We start from the raw sequence: 24,228 nt of genomic DNA on the forward strand, positions 1-24,228 counted from the left end.
GGCCGGGAGGACGTATCCGGCATCCCTCCGGCAGGCGGGGCAGGCACGGCGGCCGCGTTCGCCCGGTCCAGGGCCGCCTGTTTGGCCGGGGTCATAAGCCGGACCGGCAGGGCCCGGTCGACGCGGTAAAGGAACGCGGTCAGCGGGACACGCCTGAACCGCGGACGCAGCACCGTGCCCTCGGAGCCCTCGTTGTCCGTCAGGTGCTGGTGCACGTGGACGGAAGGTGCTTCCAGGTCAACTGGAGCGGGGGAAACCTCTCCACCCCATCAAGGCAGCTTGCTCCGCGTAACACACGCAGCCCGGTCCCTGGCCGCGCCTGCTCTCCTGTCTTCGCCCCGCTCCAGCCCGGCTGGCGCCCATGCCGCGCACAGCAATCAGCCGCCTGAAGTCAGGGAAAAGGTGCGCCGTGGCTGGGGGCAGCTGGCTCCAGGACTTCAGGCAGCCACTTTGGCGCGAGCCTCGAAGATCACAGCCTCAACGTCGCGCTTTAACGGGCAGGTCCACAGACTTCCCAAAGCGCCGGACGCCTACGAGGCCATGTTCACTCGAGCCAAAGCAGCTCCAGCTCAAAGCAGCTCCACCGACCTAGCATGAGTAAGCCAGCTAGTGAGCCACACACCAGAACCGCAGAGATCTTAAAACTTGCGAATTAAACCAAGCGTTTTTGAAAGCACATGGTGAGATGCGGCGCGCCTATCAGGCGGCCATCCTTGCCCAAGAGCGATGCCGTTACCAAAGAACCCTCCAACTGCAGCTAGGGTCGCGCCAAGAGCACTCACTCCCGCAACAATGCCACTTTGGAGTGCCACGAGGATTGGTGCAACATTGAGAGCCGCCCAAGCCATCATAATTCGATCGGACGCTCTCCAATACCACAGAACGAGCATCACCACCGCCAACAGTGACTGCACAAAGGCGACAGCGCCAAATCTCGTAGCCGCGCCATATCCGAGTTCTGAGGAAGGAACGAATAGGCCGGAAAAAACAATGATTGCGCCAGCAAGAAAAGCGCTATCGCCGAGGCGACCCCGCCTGGCAGCTGACATCAGGAAGGTGGCAGCTAGAGAAGCCACAAGCAGTGGGTAGGTGGGAATATCAACCTCAGGTCCAAAGAAGAGGGCCAAAGCTAGAAAGCCGGAGCAAGCAGCTACGAAGTCCTTCGTGATGAGTAACCCACGCATCCATTTTCGATTCACACCGTCCAATACGTCACGACGGGAAGCCGCTTTGCCGGTGATGCCTGCCGTGTAGATTCCCTCCCCAACGGAAAGAAGGAGAGTCAGCAAGCCTAACACTAGGGAAGTTGCGCAGGTGAATTCAATATCATCAAAGGAGGCCGCGTAGTCGTCCCAATATGCACTTTGCAATGCAAGGAACGTTGCCAGGGACAGTGAAATGTTAGCCATCGCGCAGATGAGGTAGAAAATCCAACCATAAATATCGCCATAGGAGTAGTCGCCCCGAGCGCGAGGCGACATGCTGACGATTCTCTCGCCAAAGCCAAAATGGTATCTGTCTTGGGTGGAAGTGGCCCCGACGTGATCGCCTTCTTCTGGCTTCTGATTGGCCGATTCGATTAGACCGCCACCGGCAACTGGGGTGCGGCCACTGATGGGCCGCTTAGCGACTGGGATCGACCCGGACCCGCTGAAGTTCTGTCTAGGGCGAGGCAGCTGGGAGGGCAGCTCATCGTGCACGTATTTGTAGATGTCATCAAGGTCAACAACCCCGTCGGCGTTACGGTCTTCTGCCCCAAAAGCCATGGCATCGATCAAGGACTGAGTAAAAGGACTTGGCATCCCCCTTTCGGCGCTATCGGATGCCTCTTCTGTGGCACCCGCCGCCGCGATGACAAATCTTCCGTTTCCGGCCAGCTGATTTACCAAAGCGCCACCGTCGCCTTTGAACGCTCCACTGTGGCAGCAATCCAGGATGGCGATTACAGTCCTAGCGCGCGTTCTCTCCATGACGCTTCGTAGTGCACTGCAGGAGACGCCCGTAGAAATTATCCTACTTTGGATAGTGTCCCTACCGCACAAAAATAGATCTGCAGACACCTTCTTCCCGTGGCCACTGTAATAAAATAGGAGTGTGTCCTCCGTGCCTGCCGACATGAAGAAATCTTCGGCCGTTTTCAAAATTTCACTTGACGATCTCTCGTATAGGACGTCAACGGCATTTGTGGGAAACTCGCCAACGAGTTGGTCGGTGATGACGCGCCACAGCATCAGACCGTCGAATACCGGACCATTAAGCGGTGGAAGATTAGACGGGTCTTCCGGGTATACGGAATTGCAAACCAATAGAGCCTTGTGCAAAGTCACTCCCCGGGCCGCAGAGGCTGCGCTACCGTAGCCTAACGAGACATCAGATGAAGGAGAAGAGTGCCGTGGTGGAGATGGCCATCGAGCTTGACGTTGAGGGCTTGTCGAACAATCACCCTGCTGCCGAACAGGCATTCGAAGAGTTCCGATCGGACGTACAATCGACTCCCAATGTCAGGCTAGAAGAGCGGGTCGTTGCCTCGGAAGGCGGTAAGGGTGGACTCTCGGACCTCGCCCTCATTCCCGAAACTTCTGCGGCAGCCGTGGCGGCTGTGCGCATCGTGCGCATGTGGCTCAATCGTGATCGCTTCCGCAAGATCAAGATCACCGTACAGCGGCCCAATGGCGAGCCGCTCCAGGTGGAGGCTTCCGGCGATAACATCTCACTGGAAGCGTTGGAGTTTGGTTTGAGGAAGATTTTGGAAGACGGCGAGCAGTAGACGCCTGTCCATGACGGCAGCCGGTGGTAATCGGGGAAAGAAGACTTCTTGGTCTTGTTGGGCAGCATCGGGTAGAGCCCGGCGGGCCAACCTTGGACGGCTGACCTGCTGAAACGCGCGGCGCGTACAGGCCTCCGGGGTGGTGTACCGCCCTGGGCCGTCCGAGGGTGGCCCAGGGGGACCTACGATGACCAGGGCCACCGCTCCTGTGCTGGTCAGAAGTGGGTCTGAACCTGTCTCCTCAAGTCACGGCGCTGCGCTGTAAGTTCCTCGACATCTAAGCCCCAGTGCCGGCCGACCGCCGGTCGGCTGGTGCTCCGGCCGGCCGAAGCCCCGTCCTTCTCCTCGGAGAAGGGCGGGGCTTCGCCGTTTTCCGGTTAGGTTCGGGGCCATGGATGATCCGTGGAAGACCGTTGGTGCGCTGGCTGCGCGGTTCGATGCGTACGACCGGGAGCGGGGGATGGCGCACGAGGAGAGCGTGACCCTGCAGATCCTCAAGATCGGCGAGGAGTTCGGGGAGGCCGCGCAGGCCGTCATCGGGGCCAAGGGGACCAACCCGCGCAAGGGCACCTCGCACACGTGGAACGACGTGGAGGCCGAGGTCGCCGATGTCATCGTGACCGCGATGGTGGCCCTGGCCCGGATGCGGCCCGATGCCGCCGCGTTCTTCGCCGAGCAGCTCAGGCTGAAGTCGGACCGGTTCCTCTGACCCTGCGGAGCAGGGGCATCGAGCCCGTCAGTTCGCGCAGGCAGCGGACGGCCAGTTCCGGCGGGGAGCCGGGGCCTGCGACCGGGGCTTCCGTGGTCGACCAGAGCTCCAGGGAGATGCGGATGGCGTCCGTGGCGGCCGCCGCGAGGAGGCGGACGCCCAGGGGGTCGGCGTCCTCGCCGGCCAGCCGGGTGATCACCGGGACCAGGCGCTCCTCGGAGTCCTGGTTCACCCGGTACCAGACCGCGCGCAGCGCTTCGTCGCTCGAGGCTGCACGGAGCAGGCCGCGGGTCACCTGGAGGCCCTCCTCGACTGCCTGGGAGTCGCTGAGCGAGCGGGTCACCGCGCGTTCCAGGGCCTCGTCGAGCGGGGTGCCGGGGTCCTCCTCGGCGAGCAGTGCGCGCCAGGCGTCGCCGCCGCCGGCGAGCAGCGGGGCCACGGCCTCCTGCTTGTTGCGGAAGTAGCGGTAGAACGTGCGCAGGGCCACGCCGGCGCGGTGCGCGATGTCCTCGGCGGTGGTGCCGTCGGGACCGTGCTCGGCGAAGAGTTCGCAGGCCGCGCGCGCGATGTCGAGCTGCGTGGCGGCCTTGCGGCGCTCGGTCAGCGACTGGACTCCGGGACCGGCCTGGGGAGAGTACGGACGAGGGGATCTCACGGGTGAAGCCTACCTCCCGGGAATGAGATGGATTGCATGCTTTGACACTCTGGCAAAACGTGTCACGTACTCGGTACGCTCGCCCCCATGAACCGTTACGAAGGACGTCGCGTCCTCATCACCGGCGGCGGCTCCGGCATCGGCCGGGCCACCGTCCACCGCATCCTCGCCGAGGGCGGCCGCGTCCACACCGTGGACGTGAACGAGGCGGGCCTGAAGGCGACCGCCGACCAGGCCCTCGCCGACGGGCGCGCCGACCGGCTCACCACCGCGGTCCTCGACATATCCGACGAGGCCGCCGTGCAGGCCGGCACCGCCGCCGCCGTCCAGGCGCTCGGCGGGCTCGACGTACTGGTCAACGCCGCGGGCATCCTGCGCTCCGCGCACACCCACCAGACCACGCTCGAGTTCTGGAACAAGGTCATCGCCGTCAACCTCACCGGCACCTTCCTGGTGATCCGCGAGGCGCTCCCGGCACTGCTGGAGGGCGACCAGCCGGTCGTCGTGAACTTCAGCTCCACCTCGGCGTCCTTCGCCCACCCCTACATGTCCGCGTACGCGGCCAGCAAGGGCGGCATCCAGTCCATGACCCACGCGCTGGCCGCCGAGTACAGCAAGCAGGGCCTGCGCTTCGTCGCCGTCGCGCCCGGCTCCATCGAGAGCGGCATGACCACGGGCAACGGCCCCGGCCTGCCCGAGGACACCGACTGGAGCCTGTTCACGAAGCTGGCCCCGGCCATCGGCCAGGGCTTCGCCGGCCCGCAGACCGTCGCCGGCGTCGTCGCCATGCTGGGTTCCGAGGACGGCGCCTTCATCACCGGTACCGAGATCCGCATCGACGGCGGTACCCACTACTAGGCCGCGGGATCAGCTTCTGAAGCGGTCCCACAGCCGGGGGAAGCGCTCCGCGAGCACGGCTTCGTTCTCGAAGTCCAGCGGGGTGCCCTCCGGCTCGGCCGGCTGGAGCGGAATCCCCAAGTCCGGTGCCACCGCCCCGGTCAGCTGCTCGTACGCCTCGTCGGCCGCGTACCCGAGCTCCTCGCCGTCCCCGTCGATGTCCTCGTCGAACTCGTCCAGGAGCTCCGCGAGCGCGTCGGGATCGTGCACCGCGCCCTCGAAGACCTCCCGGCCCTGGCCGATCAGCCAGCAGCGGAAGTAGTCGAACGCGTCGTCGCTCGCCCCGTCGAGCAGTACCCAGGCCGCGCCCCACAGGTCCCACGTGTACGCCCGGTTGTACCGGGACTCGAAGTGCCGGGCGAAGTCCAGGACGGAGTCCGGATCGAGCTGCGCCAGCCGCTCCACGAGCAGCTCGGCGTGTTCCTCGGGGTCGCCCTCGGCGGCCTCGCGGGTACGGTCGACGATCTCCCAGAACTCCGTCTCGTCCATCACCGCTCCAGCATCACGGGTGCGCCCCCTCGCCGCCACCGCTCATACGGCCAAAGGCCGGTGTCCGACCCCCCGATCGCGGGGGCCGGACACCGGCCTTGAGTCTTGCCGTGCCCGAGTCCTACAGGCCGTAGCGCTCGCGCGCCTCCTTGATGGCGGACGCCGGCACCTCGCCGCGGCGGGCGAGCTGGGCCAGCGCGGCCACCACGATCGACTGCGCGTCGACACCGAAGTGGCGGCGGGCGCCCTCGCGGGTGTCGGACAGGCCGAAGCCGTCCGTACCGAGCGAGGTCCAGTCCTGCTCCACCCACTGGCTGATCTGGTCCGGGACCTGGCGCATCCAGTCCGACACCGCGAGGACCGGGCTGGTGACGCCCTCGAGCGCGCGGGTGACGTACGGGGTGCGCATCTCGCCGCGCAGCAGCGCCTCGTCGCACTCCAGGGCGTCGCGCCGCAGCTCGCCCCAGGAGGTGGCGGACCAGACGTCGGCGGCCACGTTCCAGTCGGCGGCGAGCAGCTGCTGCGCCTCCAGCGCCCAGTGGATCGCCGTACCCGAGGCCATCAGCTGGATCTTCGGGGCGTCGGCGGCCGGGGCGGACTCCAGCGAGGAGGCCTCGTTGAAGCGGTAGAGGCCGCGCAGGATGCCGTCCTCCACGCCCTCCGGCATGGCCGGCTGGACCTTCGGCTCGTTGTAGACCGTGAGGTAGTAGAAGACGTCCTCGGGCTTCTCGCCGTACATGCGGCGCAGACCGTCCTTGACGATCACCGCGATCTCGTACGCGAACGCCGGGTCGTAGTTGAGCGACGCCGGGTTCGTGGACGCGATCAGGTGCGAGTGGCCGTCCGCGTGCTGCAGGCCCTCACCGGTCAGCGTGGTGCGGCCGGCGGTGGCGCCGACGATGAAGCCCTTGCCGAGCTGGTCGGCGAGCTGCCACATCTGGTCGGCGGTGCGCTGCCAGCCGAACATCGAGTAGAAGATGTAGAAGGGGATCATCGGCTCGCCGTGCGTCGCGTACGACGTGCAGGCGGCGATGAAGTCGGCCATGGCGCCGGCCTCGGTGATCCCCTCGTTGAGGATCTGGCCGTCCTTGGCTTCCTTGTAGTACATGAGCTGGTCGCGGTCGACCGGCTCGTACGTCTGGCCCAGCGGCGAGTAGATGCCGGCCGACGGGAAGAGGGACTCCATGCCGAAGGTACGGGCCTCGTCGGGGACGATCGGCACCCAGCGCTTGCCGGTCTCCTTGTCGCGCATCAGGTCCTTGACGAGCCGGACGAAGGCCATGGTGGTGGCCATCTCCTGCTTGCCGGAGCCCTTGAGCAGCGGGGCGAAGGAGCGCTCGGCCGGGGCGGGCAGGGCCACGTGGTGGACCTTGCGGGCCGGGGCCGGGCCGCCGAGGGCCGCGCGGCGCTCGTTCAGGTACTGCACCTCGGGGCTGTTGGCGCCCGGGTGGCCGTACGGGACCTGGCCGTCGACGAAGGCGCTGTCCGGGATCGGGAGTCCGAGCAGGTCGCGCATGCTCTTGAACTCGTCGGTCGTCAGCTTCTTCATCTGGTGGTTCGCGTTCTTCGACTCGAACCCGGCACCCAGCGTGTAGCCCTTGACGGTCTGCGCGAGGATGACCGTCGGCGCGCCCTTGTGCTCCAGGGCGGCCTTGTACGCGGCGTAGACCTTGCGGGGCTCGTGGCCGCCGCGGGAGCTGTGGAAGCACTCGGCGATCTTCGCGTCGGACAGGACGCCGGCCAGCTGCACGAGCTCGGCGTTGGCGCCGAAGAAGTGCTGGCGGATGTAGGCCACGTCGCGGGTCGCGTACGTCTGGAACTGCGCGTCGGGTACCTCGCGCAGGCGGCGTACCAGGGCGCCCGTGGTGTCGAGCTGGAACAGCTCGTCCCAGGCGGAGCCCCACAGCGACTTGATGACGTTCCAGCCGGCACCGCGGAACTGGGCCTCCAGCTCCTGGACCACGCGGAAGTTGGCGCGGACCGGACCGTCGAGGCGCTGCAGGTTGCAGTTGATGACGAAGGTCAGGTTGTCGAGCTGCTCGCGGGAGGCGAGGGCCAGGGCGGCGGTCGACTCGGGCTCGTCCATCTCGCCGTCGCCCAGGAAGGCCCAGACGTGCGAGTTGGCGGTGTCCTTGATGTTCCGGTTCTGCAGGTAGCGGTTGAACCGCGCCTGGTAGATCGCGGAGAGCGGGCCGAGGCCCATGGAGACCGTGGGGAACTCCCACAGCCACGGCAGGCGCCGCGGGTGCGGGTAGGACGGCAGGCCGTTGCCGCCGGACTCCTGGCGGAAGTTGTCGAGCTGCTGCTCGGAGATGCGCCCGTCGAGGAAGGCGCGGGCGTAGATGCCGGGGGAGGCGTGGCCCTGGATGTAGAGCTGGTCGCCCGATCCGTCGGCCTCCTTCCCGCGGAAGAAGTGCTGGAAGCCGGTCTCGTAGAGCCAGGCCGCCGAGGCGAAGGTGGCGATGTGGCCGCCGACGCCGTACTTGGAGCCGCGGGTCACCATGGCGGCCGCGTTCCAGCGGTTCCATGCGGTGATCTTGGCTTCCATCTCCTCGTCACCCGGGAACTCGGGCTCGGCGGAGGTGGGGATGGTGTTGACGTAGTCCGTCTCCAGCAGCTTCGGCAGGGCGAGGCCGGCGGCCTCGGCGTGCTGGAGGGTGCGGCGGAGCAGGTATTCGGCGCGGCGCGTACCGGCGGCCTTGGCGACGGCGTCGAGGGAGGCCGCCCATTCGGCGGTCTCCTCGGTGTCGCGGTCCGGGAGCTGGTCGAGCTCGCTCGGAAGCTTTCCTACGGGGTCGGACATCGGTGTGCGCCGCCTTCCGGACAAAGGAGAGGTGGTGAAGAAATCCCTGACGGGCAGGACAGGGTCGATGGGCCCGGGTGGGGCCCGCCGACGACTGTAAATCGCTGATCGATGATCGATCAAATGAATGTGACATTGAAATGGCCATCCGGCCAAAAGTCGGCACCCGGTGCCATGGAATCAGGCACCCGGTGCCGGGCAAACCAGGACAGAGTGACCCGTCAGGCGCGGGGTGCGCACCCCAGGACATGCCGCTTCACCAGCACGCCGATGTCCGGATCCTGATTGCGGAACGCCTCCACGAGGGCCGCGTGCTCCTCGGCGTACGACTTCTGGACGGTTCCGAGCCAGCGGATGGACAGGGCCGTGAAGACCTCGATGCCCAGGCTCTCCCAGGTGTGCAGCAGCACGCTGTTCCCGGCCGCCCGCACCATCTCCCGGTGGAACCCGACGGTGTGCCGCACCTGCGCGGTCCCGTCCTCGGTCCGGTCGGCCTCCCACAGCGCCGCCACGTGCGGCTCCAGGGCCGAGCAGTCCGTCGCCAGCCGCGGCGCGGCCAGCTCGGCCGCGATCTGCTCCAGGCCGGCCCGGACCGGGTAGATCTCCTCCAGGTCGGCCGCCGACAGGTTCCGTACGCGCACGCCCTTGTTCGGCGCCGACTCGATCAGCCGCAGCGTCTCCAGCTCGCGCAGGGCCTCGCGCACGGGCGTCTGGCTGACCTCGAGCTCGACGGCGATCCGCCGCTCGACGATCCGCTCGCCGGGCTTCCAGCGCCCGCTGACGATCCCCTCCACGATGTGCTCGCGGATCTGCTCGCGCAGCGAGTGCACGACGGGTGGGGTGATCATCCGGGCTTCATCTCCTGTGGGGGCATGCAGAGCTCTGATGCGTAGACAATACGGCGCAGTAGCCCGCCGGGATGCGTTCCTGGTCAGGGCCGTTGGGTGAGGCTGGTAACAAGGACGACGCCCAAAGCCGTGACCCGGCCTACCGACAGGCGGTACGCGCCCGGTTCCGGCGGAGGGAACGCGGCGGCGTAGCGGCCGTCGCCCAGACTGCGCAGGGTGCGGGCCGTCGGGCGGCCGCCGTCCGCCGGGCGCAGTTCCGCCGTGAGCCGCAGTTCCGCGTCGGGGGCCGTGACCGTGACCTCGTACGGGGCTCCGGCCGCCAGCGCTGAGGGGGCCTGCACGCCCAGGCGGGCCACGGCGGGGTGCTCGCGCCGGCGGGGCGGGGGCGTGTGGCCCAGGAGCCCCCACAGGGCGTCCCGGACGGCCCGGTTGTGGTGCAGGGAGCCGTGCTGCTCGTACGGGGTGAAGGACTCGGTCACCGCTCGGCCCGGGCCCTCGCCGAGTGCGTCCGCGGGGAGGGCGGCGAGGAGCGGGACCGTGCCGTCGCCGCCCCCGGCCGCGCCGTCGAGCTCCGGCAGGGGCGTCAGGCGGTCGTCCGCGTACGAGGCGATCGCCGCCGTGGGCTGGCCGACGCCGGCGATCGCCTGCAGTTCGGCCCGGGGCGGGGCGCTGCGCAGGTCCGCGTGGAAGCGGGCCGCGTCCGCGAGCAGGGCCGCGTCCACGCCCGGCAGGCCCGGCAGGTCGCGGGGGTGCGCGAGGCCCTGCGGCCCCGTCACGCACGCGTAGTCGGGGGCCAGCTGGTGCAGGGACGGCAGGCTGCGGGCGAACGGGCCGAGGTCCGGGCCCGGCGGGCGGCTGTCGTTGACCAGGTTGGCCAGGGCTTCCACGGAGCCCCGGTGCGGGGTGCCCAGGGTGATCAGGCGGCGGGTGATCTCGTGGCCGCCGAGGCGCTCCACGTAGTGCCGGGCGACCAGCCCGCCCAGCGAGTGGCACAGGAACACCACCCGGGCCTCGCGGCGCTCGGGGGCCGAGGCCCGCCAGCGCTCCAGCTCCAGGTCGATGCGGCCCTTCAGCCGCTCCGCGTTGAAGCGGCACGACAGGCGCCAGTCGTACGGGAAGGTGAGGAGGTTGTCCGCCACGGACAGGGTGAAGTGCCGCTCCAGCCAGCGCAGCAGGTCCGTGTAGCCGTCCACCGGGTGCCAGACGCCGGGGAGGGCGTGCAGATCGGGCATCAGGCCCACGGGGACGACCCCGTCGCCCGGGTCCCCGTCGCCGATGTCCTTCGGGAGGCGCAGGGCCGTCACGGAGCGGCCGAAGGTCTGCAGGCCGCGTAACAGGGCGGCGCCCGACAGGTCCCAGACCGCCGTGCCGTCGGCGTCCGCCAGCCGGCTGCCCATGATGCCCGGCAACACCACGACAAGATCCGTCACCTGTGCCCGTGCCCGTGTCATACGACGCCCCCCGAGATGTCACACATGGACCCACCAGGGTATGACGACGGCGCCCCCGCCCGAAGTGGTTCCGGGCGGGGGCGCCGTGCGTGGCGTCTGCCGATGGGGCGTCAGCCTCAGAGGCCGAGCTCGACCTCGAACTCGCCGGCCTCGAGGATCGCCTTGACGGCCGAGAGGTACCGGGCCGCGTCCGCGCCGTCCACCAGGCGGTGGTCGTAGGACAGGGTCAGGTACGTCATGTCGCGGACGCCGATGACGGTGCCCTCGGGGGTCTCGATGACCATCGGGCGCTTGACCGTGGCACCGATGCCCAGGATGGCGACCTGGTTCGGGGGCACGATCACCGTGTCGAACAGCGCACCGCGCGAGCCGGTGTTGCTGATGGTGAAGGTCGCGCCCGACAGCTCGTCCGGCGTGATCTTGTTGCCGCGGACCTTGGCGGCCAGGTCGGCGGTCGCCTTGGAGATGCCCGCCAGGTTGAGGTCACCGGCACCCTTGATGACCGGGGTCATCAGGCCCTTCTCGGAGTCGACGGCGATGCCGATGTTCTCCGAGTCGAAGTAGGTGATGGTGCCCTCGTCGTCGTTGATCCGGGCGTTGACGACCGCGTGGGCCTTCAGCGCCTGGGCGGCGGCCTTGACGAAGAACGGCATCGGCGAGAGCTTGACGCCCTCGCGGGCCAGGAAGGACGCCTTGGCCTGCTCGCGCAGCTTCATGATCTTGGTGATGTCCACCTCGACCACGGAGCTGAGCTGAGCCTGCGAGTGCAGCGCCTTCATCATGTTGTCGCCGATGACCTTGCGCATGCGGGTCATCTTGACGGTCTGGCCGCGCAGCTCCGAGACCGCGGCGGCCGGAGCCTTGGCGGCGGGGGCGGCAGCGGCCGGAGCCGGGGCGGCAGCGGCGGCCTTGGCGGCCTCGGCGGCGGCCAGGACGTCCTGCTTGCGGATACGGCCACCGACGCCGGTGCCCGAGACCGAGGCCAGGTTGACGCCGGACTCCGAGGCGAGCTTGCGCACCAGCGGGGTCACGTACGCGCCCTCGTCACCGGCGGAGACCGGAGCGGCGGGGGCGGCGACCGGGGCCGGAGCAGCGACCGGAGCCGGAGCGGCAACCGGAGCGGCGACCGGGGCCGGGGCGGCGGCAACCGGAGCCGGAGCGGCGACCGGGGCAGCGGCGACCGGAGCAGCGGCGACCGGAGCCGGGGCGGCGACCGGAGCGGCCGAGACCGGGGCCGGAGCGGCGGCCGGGGCGGCACCGGCGGCGCCGATGACGGCCAGGACGGTGCCGACCTCGGCGGTCTCGTCCTCGTTGATCCGGATCTCCAGCAGCGTGCCGGAGACCGGCGCGGGGATCTCGGTGTCGACCTTGTCCGTGGAGACCTCGAGCAGCGGCTCGTCGGCCTCGACGGCCTCGCCGACCTGCTTCAGCCAGCGGGTGACGGTGCCCTCGGTGACGCTCTCGCCCAGGGCGGGGAGAACGACGTCCGTGCCGGAGGCGGCGGGCGCAGCGGCGGCCGGAGCCTCGGCCACCGGGGCCGGGGCGGCGACCGGGGCCTCGGCGACCGGAGCCGGCGCGGCGGGAACCTCGGCGACGACGGTCTGGGCCTCGGCGGCAGCCGGCGCGCCGGAGCCGTCGTCGATGACGGCCAGCTCGGCGCCGACCTCGACGGTCTCGTCCTCGGCGACCTTGATGGACGCCAGGACGCCGGAGACGGGCGACGGGATCTCGGTGTCGACCTTGTCGGTCGAGACCTCGAGCAGCGGCTCGTCGGCCTCGACGCGCTCGCCCTCGGCCTTCAGCCAGCGGGTGACAGTGCCCTCAGTGACGCTCTCGCCGAGCGCCGGAAGGGTTACGGAAACCGACATGGTTTCTGTTGCTCCTTACGAAAGTGCGGAAGTGGTCGTCGCGCCCGGGACGATTAGTCGTGGGAGTGAAGCGGCTTGCCGGCCAGGGCCAGGTGGGCCTCGCCGAGCGCCTCGTTCTGGGTCGGGTGCGCGTGGATGAGCTGCGCGACCTCGGCCGGCAGGGCCTCCCAGTTGTAGATCAGCTGGGCCTCGCCGACCTGCTCGCCCATCCGGTCACCGACCATGTGGACGCCGACCACGGCACCGTCCTTGACCTGGACGAGCTTGATCTCGCCCGCGGTCTTCAGGATCTTGCTCTTGCCGTTGCCCGCAAGGTTGTACTTCAGGGCCACGACCTTGTCCGCGCCGTAGATCTCCTTGGCCTTGGCCTCGGTGATGCCGACGGAAGCGACCTCGGGGTGGCAGTACGTGACGCGCGGAACGCCGTCGTAGTCGATCGGGACGGTCTTCAGACCGGCCAGACGCTCCGCGACGAGGATGCCCTCGGCGAAGCCGACGTGCGCGAGCTGCAGGGTCGGGACGAGGTCACCGACGGCCGAGATCGTCGGCACGTTGGTCTGCATGTACTCGTCGACCAGGACGTAGCCGCGGTCCATCGCGACGCCCTGCTCCTCGTAGCCGAGGCCCTGCGAGACCGGGCCGCGGCCGACGGCGACCAGCAGCACCTCGGCCTCGAAGGTCTTGCCGTCGGCCAGCGTGACGCGCACGCCGGTCTCGGTGTACTCGGCCTTGTCGAAGAAGGTGCCGAGGTTGAACTTGATGCCGCGCTTGCGGAACGCGCGCTCGAGCAGCTTCGAGCTGTTCTCGTCCTCGACCGGGACGAGGTGCTTGAGGCCCTCGATCACGGTGATGTCGGAGCCGAAGGACTTCCACGCCGAGGCGAACTCGACGCCGATGACGCCGCCGCCCAGGACGATGGCCGACTCGGGGACGCGGTCCAGGACCAGCGCGTGGTCCGAGGAGATGATGCGGTCGCCGTCGATGTTCAGGCCCGGCAGCGACTTCGGCACGGAGCCGGTCGCCAGCAGGACGTGGCGGCCCTGGATGCGCTGGCCGTTCACGTCGACGGAGGTCGGCGAGGAAAGGCGGCCCTCACCCTCGATGTACGTCACCTTGCGGGAGGCGACCAGGCCCTGCAGGCCCTTGTACAGGCCCGAGATGACCTCGTCCTTGTACTTCTGCACACCCGCGATGTCGATGCCCTCGAAGGTGGCCTTCACGCCGAACTGGGCGGCTTCGCGCGCCTGGTCCGCGATCTCGCCCGCGTGGAGCAGGGCCTTCGTGGGGATGCAGCCGTTGTGCAGGCAGGTGCCGCCGAGCTTGTTCTTCTCGATCAGGGCAACGTCCAGACCCAGCTGGGATGCGCGCAGAGCCGCGGCGTAACCGCCACTGCCACCGCCGAGGATCACTAGGTCGAAAACGGTGCTGGCGTCGTTCGCCACGTCACGTCCTCCATGCATGTGCGCCGGGCACCGGTCCTCTGTGACCGGGCGGCGGCTGGTAATCGGCCGCTTGTTTCTTCGGCCCTGTGGTGGGGGCCCTGTCCTGCCGAGAACCCATCTTCGCATTTGTCGGGGGAACGCGGGACGCCGGGCCCGGACTGTGGCAGGTCGTTCTGCCCGAAGCAGGGGTTACCGAAGCGTAGAAACCTACGGATTTCGTTGAGGGTGAACGACCCCGGGGCCTCGATCGACTGATCTTCGAGGCCCCGGGGTGCGTCACGCGTCACACATCACGCGTCAAACGGCACGTCTCACGCGTGGTACGCGCCGTATGTGAGGTACGTCAGCCCAGGTCGCCCGTGGCCGTACGCTCGGCCAGCCGCACCAGGGTGCGCACGGCCGAGCCGGTGCCGCCCTTGGGGGTGTAGCCGTACGGGGCGCCCTCGTGGAAGGCCGGGCCCGCGATGTCGAGGTGCGCCCAGGTGATGCCCTCGCCGACGAACTCCTGCAGGAAGAGGCCGGCCACCAGGCCGCCGCCCATGCGCTCGCCCATGTTGGCGATGTCGGCGGTGGGGGAGTCCATGCCCTTGCGCAGGTCAGCGGGGAGCGGCATCGGCCAGGAGGCCTCGCCGACCTCCTCGGCGATCTCGTGGATCGCGGTGCGGAAGGCGTCGTCGTTGCCCATGATCGCGAAGGTCCGGTTGCCCAGGGCCATCACCATCGCGCCGGTCAGGGTGGCGACGTCGACGATCGCGTCCGGGTTGTCCTCGGAGGCCTTGGTCAGCGCGTCGCCGAGGACGAGACGGCCCTCGGCGTCCGTGTTCAGGACCTCGACGGTCTTGCCGCTGTACATGCGCAGCACGTCGCCGGGGCGGGTGGCGGAGCCGGAGGGCATGTTCTCGGCGAGCGCGAGCCAGCCGGTGACGTTGACCTCGAGGCCCAGCTTGGCCACGGCCACGACGGAGGCGAACACGGCGGCGGCGCCGGACATGTCGCACTTCATCGTCTCGTTGTGGCCGGCCGGCTTCAGGGAGATGCCGCCCGAGTCGTAGGTGATGCCCTTGCCGACGAAGGCGAGGTGCTTCTCCGCCTTGGGGTGGGTGTAGGCGATCTTCACCAGGCGCGGCGGGTTCTCGGAGCCCTTGCCGACGCCCATGATGCCGCCGAAGCCGCCCTTGGTCAGCGCCTTCTCGTCCAGGACCTGGACCTTGATCCCGTGCTCCTTGGCGGTCGCGGACGCGACGGCGGCGAAGGCCTCGGGGGTGAGGTCGTTCGGCGGGGTGTTGATCAGGTCGCGGGCGATGTTGACCTCGGTCGCGACGACCGTGGCGCGCTCGGCCGCGGCCTTGTGCTCCTTGTCGCGCGGCTTGGCACCCAGCAGGGTGACCTCGGCGAGCGGCTGCTTCGGGCCGCCGTTCTTGCCGGAGCCCTTCTTCTCGCCGCCCTGGTAGGCGGTGAAGGCGTACGCGCCCAGCAGCGCGCCCTCGGCGACGGCCGTGACGGCGGAGGCGTCGTCCAGGGGGAGGGCGAAGGCGGCCTTCTTCGTGCCGTGCAGCGCACGGGCCGCGGCGCCGGCGGCGCGGCGCAGGGCCTCCTCGTCGTACGACTCGTCCTTCTCGGGGACGGGGCCGAGTCCGACCGCCAGCACGACCGGGACCTTCAGGCCGTCCGGCGCCGGCAGCTTGGTGGCCTCGCCTTCGGCGCCGGAGGCGCCGAGTGCGTCGAGCACGGCGGCGAGCTTTCCGTCGTACGCCTTGTCCACGGCCTCGGCGCCTGCGGCGACGACCGGGCCCTTGGGGCCCTTCGCCACGCCGACCACGAGGGCGTCGGCGCGCAGCGTCGCCGCGCCGGCAGTGCTGAGAGTCAGAGCAGTCACGGTGGTGAAGTCTCGCTTCCGTTTGTGTTGTGGGCCGAGTGGGTGGACGGCCATCCGTAGCGATCGTATTCCGGCCCGACGGCCGCCAGAAATGAGCCTACGCGTACCGGCTGGTCCGTACGCCACTCGAAGGTTTGGCAAGTTGTTCGATCAAGACGGCGACAGGTTCACCCATCCGTGGTTTCCGGACCAGGTTTGCCCTTTAGACCTGACGAGGTCCGAGAGACTCGAGCCACTCTCGCAAGGGGACGCGGGGTCCCTTTGCATGATTTCCACAGAGCCTCCTCGGCCCGGCCGACCGCCATAGGGCCGCTGTCGAGTGATGCCTGCGGGGGGAAAGGCCGAAATGGTCAACAAGAACCGGATGAACAGGGCTGCCGCCGCAATGGCCGTGGCAGCGCTGATGTCCGTGGCAATGCCCGCTGCGACCGCACAGGCGGCCGTGACACCGCGCATCGACCTGAAGGTGCTCGTCGTCGACGACGGCGGCAGCTCGGTCGAGGCGATCACCGCGGAACTCCGGGACACCGGAGTCCCCTACACGCGCGTCCTGCTGGGCGGCTCCGGCCGCCCGGTGATCAACGCCGCGTTCCTCAGCGACACGGTCGACGGCCGGCCGCGCGCCAAGTACCAGGGCGTCGTGCTGCCGAACGAGAACCCGTTCGGCGAGGGCTCGGCCGAGATGGCCGCGCTCACCGCGTACGAGACGACGTACAGCATCCGCCAGGTCGACGCGTACACCTGGGCCCACCCGGGCGTGGGCCTCGAATACACCGACAACGGCGGCTTCAGCGGGCAGCTCGACGGCACCCAGGCCGCCGTCACCGCCGCAGGCAAGGCAGGTCCCTTCAACTACCTCGCCGGTCAAGTCGCCTTCGAGGACAACTCCGCCCTGATTCCAGAGAGCTACGGGTTCATGGGCAAGCCGCGGGCCGGCTACACCAGCTACCTCGACGCACCCGTCGCCGGCGGACGGGCCTCGCTCGTCGGCGAGTACACGCACGACGGGCGCAGCGAACTGGTCGTCACCTTCGGCTACAACCAGTACCAGCAGCAGTTCCGGCTGCTGGCCCGCGGCATCGTCGACTGGCTCACCCAGGGGGTCCACCTCGGCCAGGAGCGCAGCTACTTCGCGGTCCACGTCGACGACGTCTTCGCCCCGGACGCCCGCTGGAGCAAGGACCTCAACTGCACGCCCGGCGACTACGCCTGTGCGGGCGGCGAGGGCAAGGAGAGCACCATCCGCATGACCGCCGCCGACGCCCAGTACGCGGCGCAGTGGCAGACGGGCAAGAACTTCAAACTCGACCTCCTCTTCAACGCCGGCGCCGGCGAGGAGTGGAAGACCGAGAACGGCGGCACCGACGCCCTCACCGCGCAGCTCGTCGCGGACCGGGCCAAGTACCGCTGGATGAACCACACGTACACGCACCCCTTCCTCGGCTGCGTCCAGGACACCACCACCGTCCCGTGGACCTGTACGAAGAACAGCGCGGGCGCCATCAACTGGATGAGCCGGGCCGAGATCTCCGCCCAGATCCGCGACAACAACAACTGGGCCGCCGCCAAGGGCATCACCACCGACCGCACCGAGCTCGTCACCGGCGAGCACTCCGGCCTCAAGACCCTGCCGCAGCAGGCCCAGGACAACCCCAACCTGGCGGGCGCCCTCGCCGACAACGGGGTCAAGTGGGCGGGCAGCGACAACTCGCGCGAGCCCGCGCAGCGCGCCGTCGGCGCCGCCCTGACCGTCCCCCGCTACCCGATGAACGTGTACTACAACACGGGCACCAACGCGGAGATGGCCGACGAGTACAACTGGATCTACACCAGCCGCGCCGCCGGCGGCAGCGGAGTCTGCGAGGACAACCCCGCGACCTCCACCTGCCTCCCGGCCCCGCTCAACACCACCACCGGCTACCTGGACTACATCGTCCCGGCCGAGGCGCGGACCGCCCTGCGCCACGTCCTGGCCAACGACCCGCGTCCGCACTACGTCCACCAGTCCAACCTCGCCGAGGACCGCACCCTGTACCCGGTGCTCGACCAGGTCCTCGACACCTACCGCGCGCTCTACGCGCCCAGCGCCCCGATCGTGAACCAGAGCATGAAGGACACCGGGGTCGAGCTGAGCCGCCGGGCCGCCTGGGACAAGGCGCTGGCCGAAGGCAAGGTCACCGCCTACCGCATCGGGACCGCCGTCACCGTCAAGGCGCCCTCCGGGGTCGTCGCCCCGATGACCGCACCCACCGGCACCAAGAAGCAGCTCCTGCTGGGCACCGCCGACTTCGGCACCGCCTACGCCGGCAACCGCTCGGCGTGGACCGCGCCCGAGCTGCTGCAGAGCGCGGTCACGCTCAAGCTGCCCAGCTGACCGGAGCACGCCCTTCCGTCCGGCCGAGCGGCCCCGGCCGCCGCTCGGCCGCAACCCTGTGCGAGTGAGCCGAAGGGAGCTGACGACAGCGCTCCCGGAGGCGAACCGAGCCTTGAAGAGATCAGTCCTGGGGGGACACAGCACATGAGCCATGGGCGTCATGTCACCATGCTCACCGAAGGCACCTATCCGCACGTCCACGGGGGAGTCAGCACCTGGTGCGACCAACTGGTACGCGGGATGCCGGAGGTCGACTTCAACGTCATAGCCCTGACCGGCTCCGGCCGCGAGCCGGTCACCTGGGAGCTGCCGCGCAACGTCTACCGGCACACCGCGGTCCCGCTCTGGGGACCACCGCCGGGCCGCAGCCGCCGCTCCGCCCTGCGGGGCAAGGCGCACCGCCGCTTCACGGAGACCTACGAAACCTTCCTGCTCTCGCTCCTCGACCCTGCCCGCGGCGGATTCTCCGAAGCCCTGCACGAACTCGCCGTCCTGGCCCGGGCCGGCCGTCTCGCCCCGGCCCTGCGCTCCGAAACGGTCCTGCGGCTGCTGATGACCGTATGGACCCGCCCCGGCCTCGTCACCGCCGCCGCCGAGCCCACCGTCCACGACGCGCTCACCGCCACCGACCTGCTCGAGCACGCGCTGCGGCCGCTCTCCGTACGGATCCCGCCCGACAGCGTCGCGCACTCCGTCAGCAGCGGGCTCGCCACCCTCCCGGCCCTCGCCGCCAAGTACCTCGACCGGGTGCCCTTCCTGCTCACCGAGCACGGCATCTACCTGCGCGAGCGCTACCTCGGCTACCGCACCGCCGAACAGCGCTGGCCGGTCAAGGCGTTGATGCTCGGCTTCTACCGGGAGCTCAACACCGAGGGCTACCGGCAGGCCGACCTCATCACCCCGTGCAACCAGTACAACCGCCGCTGGGAGGAGCGCGGCGGCGCCGCCCCCGACCGCATCCGCACGGTCTACAACGGCGTCGACCCGTACGCCTTCCCCGACGCCGGACCCGAACCCGAGGTGCCCACCCTCAGCTGGTGCGGGCGCATCGACCCGATCAAGGACCTCGAAACCCTCATCCGGGCGTACGCGTTCATGCGCGAGGAGCTGCCCGCCCTGCGGCTGCGCCTGTTCGGCCCGGTCCCGGCCGGCTGCGAGGAGTACAAGCTCCGCCTGGAGAAACTCGCCGCCGAACTCGGGGTGAGCGACGGCATCTCGTACGAGGGCCGCATCGCGGAGGTGGCCCTTGCCTACGCGGCGGGCAGCGTCGTGATGCTCTCCAGCATCAGCGAGGGCTTCCCCTTCAGCATCATCGAGGCCATGTCGTGCGGCCGCACCACCGTCTCCACCGACGTCGGCGGGGTGCGGGAGGCCGTCGGCGACACCGGGCTCGTGGTCCCGCCGCGCGAACCGGAGACCATGGCCCGCGCCACCCTCGCCCTGCTCCGCGACGACGAACGCCGCGCCGAACTGAGCCGGCGCTCCCGCAGGCGGGTGATCGAGAAGTTCACGCTCCACCAGTCCGTGGACGGCTTCCGGCACATCTACCGCGGCCTCGCCCAAGCCGGGCAGCCCGTCCTGCCCGTCCGCCCGGGCGACGACTGGACGCAGCGGGTCGCCGACCCCTGGTACCGCGAACTCGCCGCCGACGGGAGCCTGTGGTGAGCGGATCCCTCTGGCTGCGCGTACCCGGCGGCGACACCCTGCCCGCCATCCCCCGGCCCCGGCACACCGGGCCGGGGGACGGCGGCCCCGCCGGCGACCCGATGGTCGAACTCGCCGAACGGCTCGGCCCCTTCATCGCGGCGGCCGTCCACCCCGACGAGATCGCCGCCATCCTCGAATCCGACGGGATGACCGACGAGCACATCCGGCTCACCTACGGGCGCCACGACTCCTTCGGCCTCGCCGAGGAGCTCTACGCCCGGGTGCCCCGCGCCTTCCCGGAGCCGGAGCACGTGCCGGACCCCTGGAAGGTCTCCCTCGCCGCCTGCCTGCTCCGCGGGCTGATCTTCGCGCTGCCCGGTCTGGCGTACGTACTGGGCGCCCCGCTGCTGGAGGGCCCGCAGGACCGGCTCGGGCTGCCCGCCGGGACGCTGACCCTGCTCGCCGGGGCGCTCATCGGCTGGGTGTGGGACCAGACCCTGTCCCACCGCGCCTACTCCTGGATGGGCCTGGGCGACCGGGCCGCCGCCGGGCGGACCCTGCTCGTCGGGGCCCCGGCCGGCGCCCTGCTGGGCATGGCCGCCGCGCTGACCGTGCCCGGCGGGCCGCCGTTCTCGTACGCGTTCGCCGCCGGGCAGGCCCTGTACGTCGGGGCCGCCACCGTGCTGCTGGTCCTCGGCCGGGAGCGGGTGCTGCTCGCCGCGCTCGCCCCGATGGCCGCGGGGTCGCTGCTCGCACTGTTCACCGACCCGCCCGTGCCGGTACGGGTGGGCCTGCTGCTGGTGTCCCTGCTGGCCGCCTGCACCCTCGCCGTACGGGAGCTGCCGCTGGCCGAGGGCGTACGGGCCGGCGCGCGCCGAATCCGGGGCTGGGCCGGACACCGGCCCGGCGAGGGTCCGGTGCGCTGGCGGATGCTGCGGGGCGCCGAGGAGGAGTACGGCCCGCGCGGACCCCGCATCGGGGACTCCGTGCCGTACGGGGTGTTCGGCCTCGGGACCGGCCTGCTCGTGCTGTACGCCGCACTGGGGGAGGTGCTCGCCGGGGGTCCCGCCGAGGCCGTCGCGGCCCCCTCGGCGGTGGCGCTCACCCTCAGCATGGGTCCCGCCGAATGGCTGCTCCACCGGTTCCGCAGCGGGAGCCTCGCCGGGCTGCGGGCGGCCCGCTCGCCCCGGCAGTTCTGGCTGCGGATGCTCGGCACGCTGGGCCGCTGCCTCGCCGCGTACCTGGCGGTGCTGCTGGTCCTCGGGCTGGTCGGCACCCTGCTCTGGCCGGGAGCCCCGGGCCTGACCGGGGTCCGGGTCGCGACCCTGCTGCTGCTCGGCGCCGTCATGTGGACCGGGCTGCTGCTCCAGTCCTTCGGGGCGGTCCGGCCGGCGGCCGTGGTCTGCGCCTCGGCGGCCGTCGCCCAGAGCCTGGCGCTGCTGCTGGGGATGGGGCAGCCGCGGCTGGTCCAGCTCGTCGTGGCCGGTGCGGCCGCGGCCGCGCTGGGCACGCTGGTGTGCCTGCTCCTCGGCCGCGCGACGGCCCACCGCTGATTCCAGGACCCGTACAACGTGACCCCGTACAACGTGACCCCGTACAACGTGACCTCGTACAACGTGACCGCGCACAACGTGACCTCGTACAAGAAGAAGGCCTTCATGCTGCTGGTGCCCCTCTACGAGCACCCCGCCGACCGGCCCGAGGACTGGGAGCTGCTGATCCGCTCCGCCGGCCGGCTGCACTCGGTGGTCCTCAACCCCGCCAGCGGGCCGGGCGAGGCCCCCGACGAGCGGTTCGCCGCCGTCGCGGAGCGGCTGCGCGACGCCGGGGTGCCCGTCCTCGGCTACACCGACACCGACTACGGGCGGCGTCCGCACGCCGCCGTCGTCGCGGACCTGCTGCGCCACCGCGACTGGTACGGGGCCGACGGGGCCTTCCTCGACCAGGCCTCCGCCGATCCGGCGCTGCTGTCGCACTACGGGCGGCTCGCCGTCGCGGCCCGGGCCGCCGGCGCCCGTACCCTCGTCCTCAACCACGGGGTCCACCCGCACCCGGGCTACGCCGGACTCGCCGATCTGCTGGTCACCTTCGAGGGCCCCTGGGACGCCTACCGGGACGCGTCGGTGCCGCCCTGGACGGCCGACCACCCCGCCCAGCGGTTCTGCCACCTCGTGTACGCGGTCCCGCCGGGCGCGCCCGCCGCCGAGCTCGCCCGGCAGCGGGGGGCCGCGGTGCACTGCGCGGTCCCCGGGACCGGTGCGCACCCGTGGGGGACCCTTCCGTACGCCCTGGAGGCCGCCGGATGACGCGCTCGCTCCGGCGCGGCCCCGCACTGCCGCTGCTCCTGCTGCTCGCGCTGGCCGCCTGCACCACCGAGGGGCAGGAGCCGGACGACGTGTCGGCCGCCCCGGCGCCCGGGGAGCGCTGGCAGCCGAAGCCCGGGGTCAGCTGGCAGTGGCAGCTGACCGGGAAGCTGGACACCTCGGTGAAGGCCGCGGTGTACGACGTCGACGGGTTCACCACCACCAAGGAGCAGGTCGCCGATCTGAACAAGGCCGGCCGGCGGACCATCTGCTACCTCTCCACCGGCGCCTGGGAGGACTTCCGCCCCGACGCCGACGCCTTTCCGAAGGCGATGCTCGGCGAGGGCAACGGCTGGGAGGGCGAGCGCTGGCTGGACATCCGGCGGCTGGCCGAGCTGGAGCCGCTGATCGCGAAGCGGTTCGACATGTGCCGGGCCAAGGGCTTCGACGCGGTGGAACCGGACAACATGGACGGCTACCGCAACAAGTCCGGCTTCCCGCTCACCGCCGACGACCAGCTGAAGTACAACCGGCTGATCGTGAAGCTGGCCCACGACCGGGGACTCGCGGTCGGGCTGAAGAACGACCTCGACCAGATCCCGCAGCTGGTGGGGGACTTCGACTTCGCGGTCAACGAGCAGTGCGCCGAGTACGACGAGTGCGAGCGGCTCACGCCGTTCATCGCGGCGGGCAAGGCCGTCTTCCACGTGGAGTACGAGGGCCGGATCGGCCAGTGGTGCGAAAGCTCGCAGGAGCTGGAGCTCAGCTCGCTGCAGAAGAAGTACGAACTGGGCGTCTGGCGGCAGTTCTGCCCGCCCAAGGACTAGGACCCGCCCCGCGGACCAGGCCCGAGGCTGCTCAGGCCACCGGAAGGATCGCGTGCACCCGGTAGCCGCCGCCGTACCGGGGGCCGGCGAAGCAGGAGCCGCCCAGCGCCGTGGCCCGTTCGCGCATGCCGAGCAGCCCGTGGCCCCCGCCCGCGCCGTCGTCCGCGGGGAGCTCGGCGGTGCCGCCGTCGTCCAGCACGGTCACCTCCACCGAGGCGCCGACCCGGACCACGCTGACCTCGGCCCGGACCTCCGGGCCCGCGTGCTTGCGCACGTTGGTCAGGGCCTCCTGGATCACCCGGTAGGCCGCCAGGTCCACGGCGGCCGGCAGCGGGTCCCGCTCCCGGCCCAGCTCGACCATCACCTTCACCGGCAGGCCGGCGTGCCGGAAGGTGTCCACCAGCTCGTCCAGTACGGTCAGCCCCGGCGCCGGTTCGGTCGGCGCCTCCGGGTCGCCGGACTGCCGCAGCAGGCCGACCGTGGCCCGCAGCTCGTTCAGCGCCGAGCGGCTCGCGTCCCGTACGTGGGCCAGGGCTTCCTTGGCCTGGTCGGGACGCTTGTCCATGACGTGCGCGGCCACCCCTGCCTGCACGTTGACCAGGGCGATGTGATGGGCCACCACGTCGTGCAGGTCGCGGGCGATCCGCAGCCGCTCCTCGGCGACCCGCCGCCGGGCCTCCTCCTCGCGGGTCCGCTCGGCCCGTTCGGCCCGCTCCCGTATCGCGTCGACGAACGCCCGCCGACTGCGCACCGCGTCGCCGGCGGCCGCGGCCATCCCCGTCCAGGCGAAGATGCCGATGTTCTCCTGTGCGTACCAGGGCAGCGGGCCGGCCAGCATGGCAACGCCCGTCAGCCCGGCCATCGTGAGCACGGCGATCCGCCAGGTGGTGGGCCGGTCGGTGCGGGAGGCCAGCGTGTACAGGGCGATCACCGTGGACATGGCGACGGGGGCCCGGGGCTCGCCGGTGGTCAGCTCCAGCAGGCAGAGCCCGATGGTCACGGCGAGCACGGTGCGCGTGTGCCGCCGCCGGAACACCAGCGCGGCCGCGCCCAGCACCATCAGCAGCAGGGAGAACGGCTCGGGGGTCCGGGTCCCGAAGGTGGGCCCGTGCGGGCCGTGCGGATCGGCGAACGAGCCGACGACCATGGAGACGAGTGCCCCGAGCGCGAGAACGGCATCGGTGGCGAGCGGATGGGTCCGCATCCAGTGCCGGGTGGGGGCGAACGGCCCGAGGTCTGTCGTCACCCGGATACGGTACGGCCTGCCTCCGG

The 24,228-nt window shown here is 70.2% G+C and carries 18 protein-coding genes; 8 read left to right on the plus strand and 10 right to left on the minus strand.

Going from position 1 to position 24,228, the window contains the following annotated elements; translation table 11 throughout:
- Nucleotides 1-638 precede the first annotated feature (638 nt).
- The gene (locus tag ACZ5WG_RS30410) at nt 639-2,327 is read right to left on the minus strand and encodes a caspase family protein (protein ID WP_468727397.1); all 1,689 of its coding nucleotides are present in this window, start codon (nt 2,325-2,327) and stop codon (nt 639-641) included.
- A gap of 47 nt (nt 2,328-2,374) precedes the next feature.
- On the opposite strand from ACZ5WG_RS30410, the gene ACZ5WG_RS30415 reads away from it, so the two are divergent.
- On the plus strand, nt 2,375-2,767 hold the full coding sequence (locus ACZ5WG_RS30415) for an effector-associated constant component EACC1 (protein ID WP_468727399.1): 393 nt from the start codon (nt 2,375-2,377) through the stop codon (nt 2,765-2,767).
- Between the two features lie 391 nt (nt 2,768-3,158).
- Entirely contained in the window at nt 3,159-3,476 is a 318-nt protein-coding gene (locus tag ACZ5WG_RS30420; protein ID WP_468727401.1) for a MazG-like family protein, read from the plus strand.
- Here the strand turns inward: ACZ5WG_RS30420 and ACZ5WG_RS30425 are convergent.
- The gene (locus ACZ5WG_RS30425; protein WP_468727403.1) at nt 3,448-4,131 is read right to left on the minus strand and encodes a TetR/AcrR family transcriptional regulator; all 684 of its coding nucleotides are present in this window, start codon (nt 4,129-4,131) and stop codon (nt 3,448-3,450) included. The genes ACZ5WG_RS30420 and ACZ5WG_RS30425 overlap by 29 nt on opposite strands.
- An 87-nt stretch (nt 4,132-4,218) precedes the next feature.
- Here ACZ5WG_RS30425 and ACZ5WG_RS30430 point away from each other — a divergent pair, with 87 nt between their 5' ends.
- Nucleotides 4,219-4,989, plus strand: a complete 771-nt coding sequence (locus ACZ5WG_RS30430) for an SDR family NAD(P)-dependent oxidoreductase (RefSeq protein ID WP_468727405.1) — start codon at nt 4,219-4,221, stop codon at nt 4,987-4,989.
- A 9-nt stretch (nt 4,990-4,998) separates the two neighbouring features.
- On the opposite strand, the gene ACZ5WG_RS30435 is transcribed toward ACZ5WG_RS30430, so the two are convergent.
- The 7 genes from ACZ5WG_RS30435 to ACZ5WG_RS30465 all read right to left on the minus strand — a co-directional run bounded on the left by ACZ5WG_RS30435 (nt 4,999) and on the right by ACZ5WG_RS30465 (nt 15,805).
- Nucleotides 4,999-5,517 carry a DUF4240 domain-containing protein gene (locus ACZ5WG_RS30435; RefSeq protein ID WP_468727407.1) on the minus strand — a complete coding sequence of 173 codons (519 nt, stop codon included), beginning with the start codon at nt 5,515-5,517 and terminating at the stop codon, nt 4,999-5,001.
- Nucleotides 5,518-5,638: 121 nt separating this feature from the next.
- Nucleotides 5,639-8,320, minus strand: a complete 2,682-nt coding sequence (gene aceE / locus ACZ5WG_RS30440) for a pyruvate dehydrogenase (acetyl-transferring), homodimeric type (protein WP_468727409.1) — start codon at nt 8,318-8,320, stop codon at nt 5,639-5,641.
- 221 nt (nt 8,321-8,541) lie between these two features.
- Nucleotides 8,542-9,165 carry a GntR family transcriptional regulator gene (locus tag ACZ5WG_RS30445; protein ID WP_266633592.1) on the minus strand — a complete coding sequence of 208 codons (624 nt, stop codon included), beginning with the start codon at nt 9,163-9,165 and terminating at the stop codon, nt 8,542-8,544.
- Between the two features lie 86 nt (nt 9,166-9,251).
- On the minus strand, nt 9,252-10,619 hold the full coding sequence (locus ACZ5WG_RS30450) for a lipase/acyltransferase domain-containing protein (protein ID WP_468727411.1): 1,368 nt from the start codon (nt 10,617-10,619) through the stop codon (nt 9,252-9,254).
- A 116-nt stretch (nt 10,620-10,735) separates the two neighbouring features.
- The gene (gene sucB / locus ACZ5WG_RS30455; protein WP_468727413.1) at nt 10,736-12,487 is read right to left on the minus strand and encodes a 2-oxoglutarate dehydrogenase, E2 component, dihydrolipoamide succinyltransferase; all 1,752 of its coding nucleotides are present in this window, start codon (nt 12,485-12,487) and stop codon (nt 10,736-10,738) included.
- Between the two features lie 53 nt (nt 12,488-12,540).
- Nucleotides 12,541-13,929: a dihydrolipoyl dehydrogenase gene (gene lpdA / locus ACZ5WG_RS30460; protein WP_468727416.1), complete on the minus strand. Its 1,389-nt coding sequence runs from the start codon at nt 13,927-13,929 to the stop codon at nt 12,541-12,543.
- Between the two features lie 343 nt (nt 13,930-14,272).
- Entirely contained in the window at nt 14,273-15,805 is a 1,533-nt protein-coding gene (locus ACZ5WG_RS30465; protein ID WP_468727418.1) for a leucyl aminopeptidase, read from the minus strand.
- A 346-nt stretch (nt 15,806-16,151) separates the two neighbouring features.
- Between ACZ5WG_RS30465 and ACZ5WG_RS30470 the strand changes: the two genes are divergently transcribed.
- From ACZ5WG_RS30470 to ACZ5WG_RS30490, 5 genes are all read left to right on the plus strand, one after another.
- Nucleotides 16,152-18,179, plus strand: a complete 2,028-nt coding sequence (locus ACZ5WG_RS30470; protein ID WP_468727420.1) for a hypothetical protein — start codon at nt 16,152-16,154, stop codon at nt 18,177-18,179.
- A 144-nt stretch (nt 18,180-18,323) separates the two neighbouring features.
- On the plus strand, nt 18,324-19,844 hold the full coding sequence (gene pelF / locus ACZ5WG_RS30475; protein ID WP_468727421.1) for a GT4 family glycosyltransferase PelF: 1,521 nt from the start codon (nt 18,324-18,326) through the stop codon (nt 19,842-19,844).
- Nucleotides 19,841-21,379, plus strand: coding sequence for a hypothetical protein (locus ACZ5WG_RS30480; protein WP_468727422.1), 1,539 nt, complete (start codon nt 19,841-19,843; stop codon nt 21,377-21,379). The genes pelF and ACZ5WG_RS30480 overlap by 4 nt, the downstream gene beginning before the upstream one ends.
- Nucleotides 21,380-21,484: 105 nt before the next feature.
- Nucleotides 21,485-22,132, plus strand: coding sequence for a spherulation-specific family 4 protein (locus ACZ5WG_RS30485; RefSeq protein WP_468727543.1), 648 nt, complete (start codon nt 21,485-21,487; stop codon nt 22,130-22,132).
- Nucleotides 22,129-22,956: an endo alpha-1,4 polygalactosaminidase gene (locus tag ACZ5WG_RS30490; RefSeq protein WP_468727423.1), complete on the plus strand. Its 828-nt coding sequence runs from the start codon at nt 22,129-22,131 to the stop codon at nt 22,954-22,956. Before ACZ5WG_RS30485 ends, ACZ5WG_RS30490 begins: the two co-directional genes overlap by 4 nt.
- 31 nt (nt 22,957-22,987) lie before the next feature.
- Here the strand turns inward: ACZ5WG_RS30490 and ACZ5WG_RS30495 are convergent, their stop codons facing one another.
- Nucleotides 22,988-24,160 carry a sensor histidine kinase gene (locus ACZ5WG_RS30495; protein WP_468727545.1) on the minus strand — a complete coding sequence of 391 codons (1,173 nt, stop codon included), beginning with the start codon at nt 24,158-24,160 and terminating at the stop codon, nt 22,988-22,990.
- Nucleotides 24,161-24,228 lie beyond the last annotated feature (68 nt).

It is taken from the genome of Streptomyces sp. NPDC032745 (genome assembly GCF_055579465.1).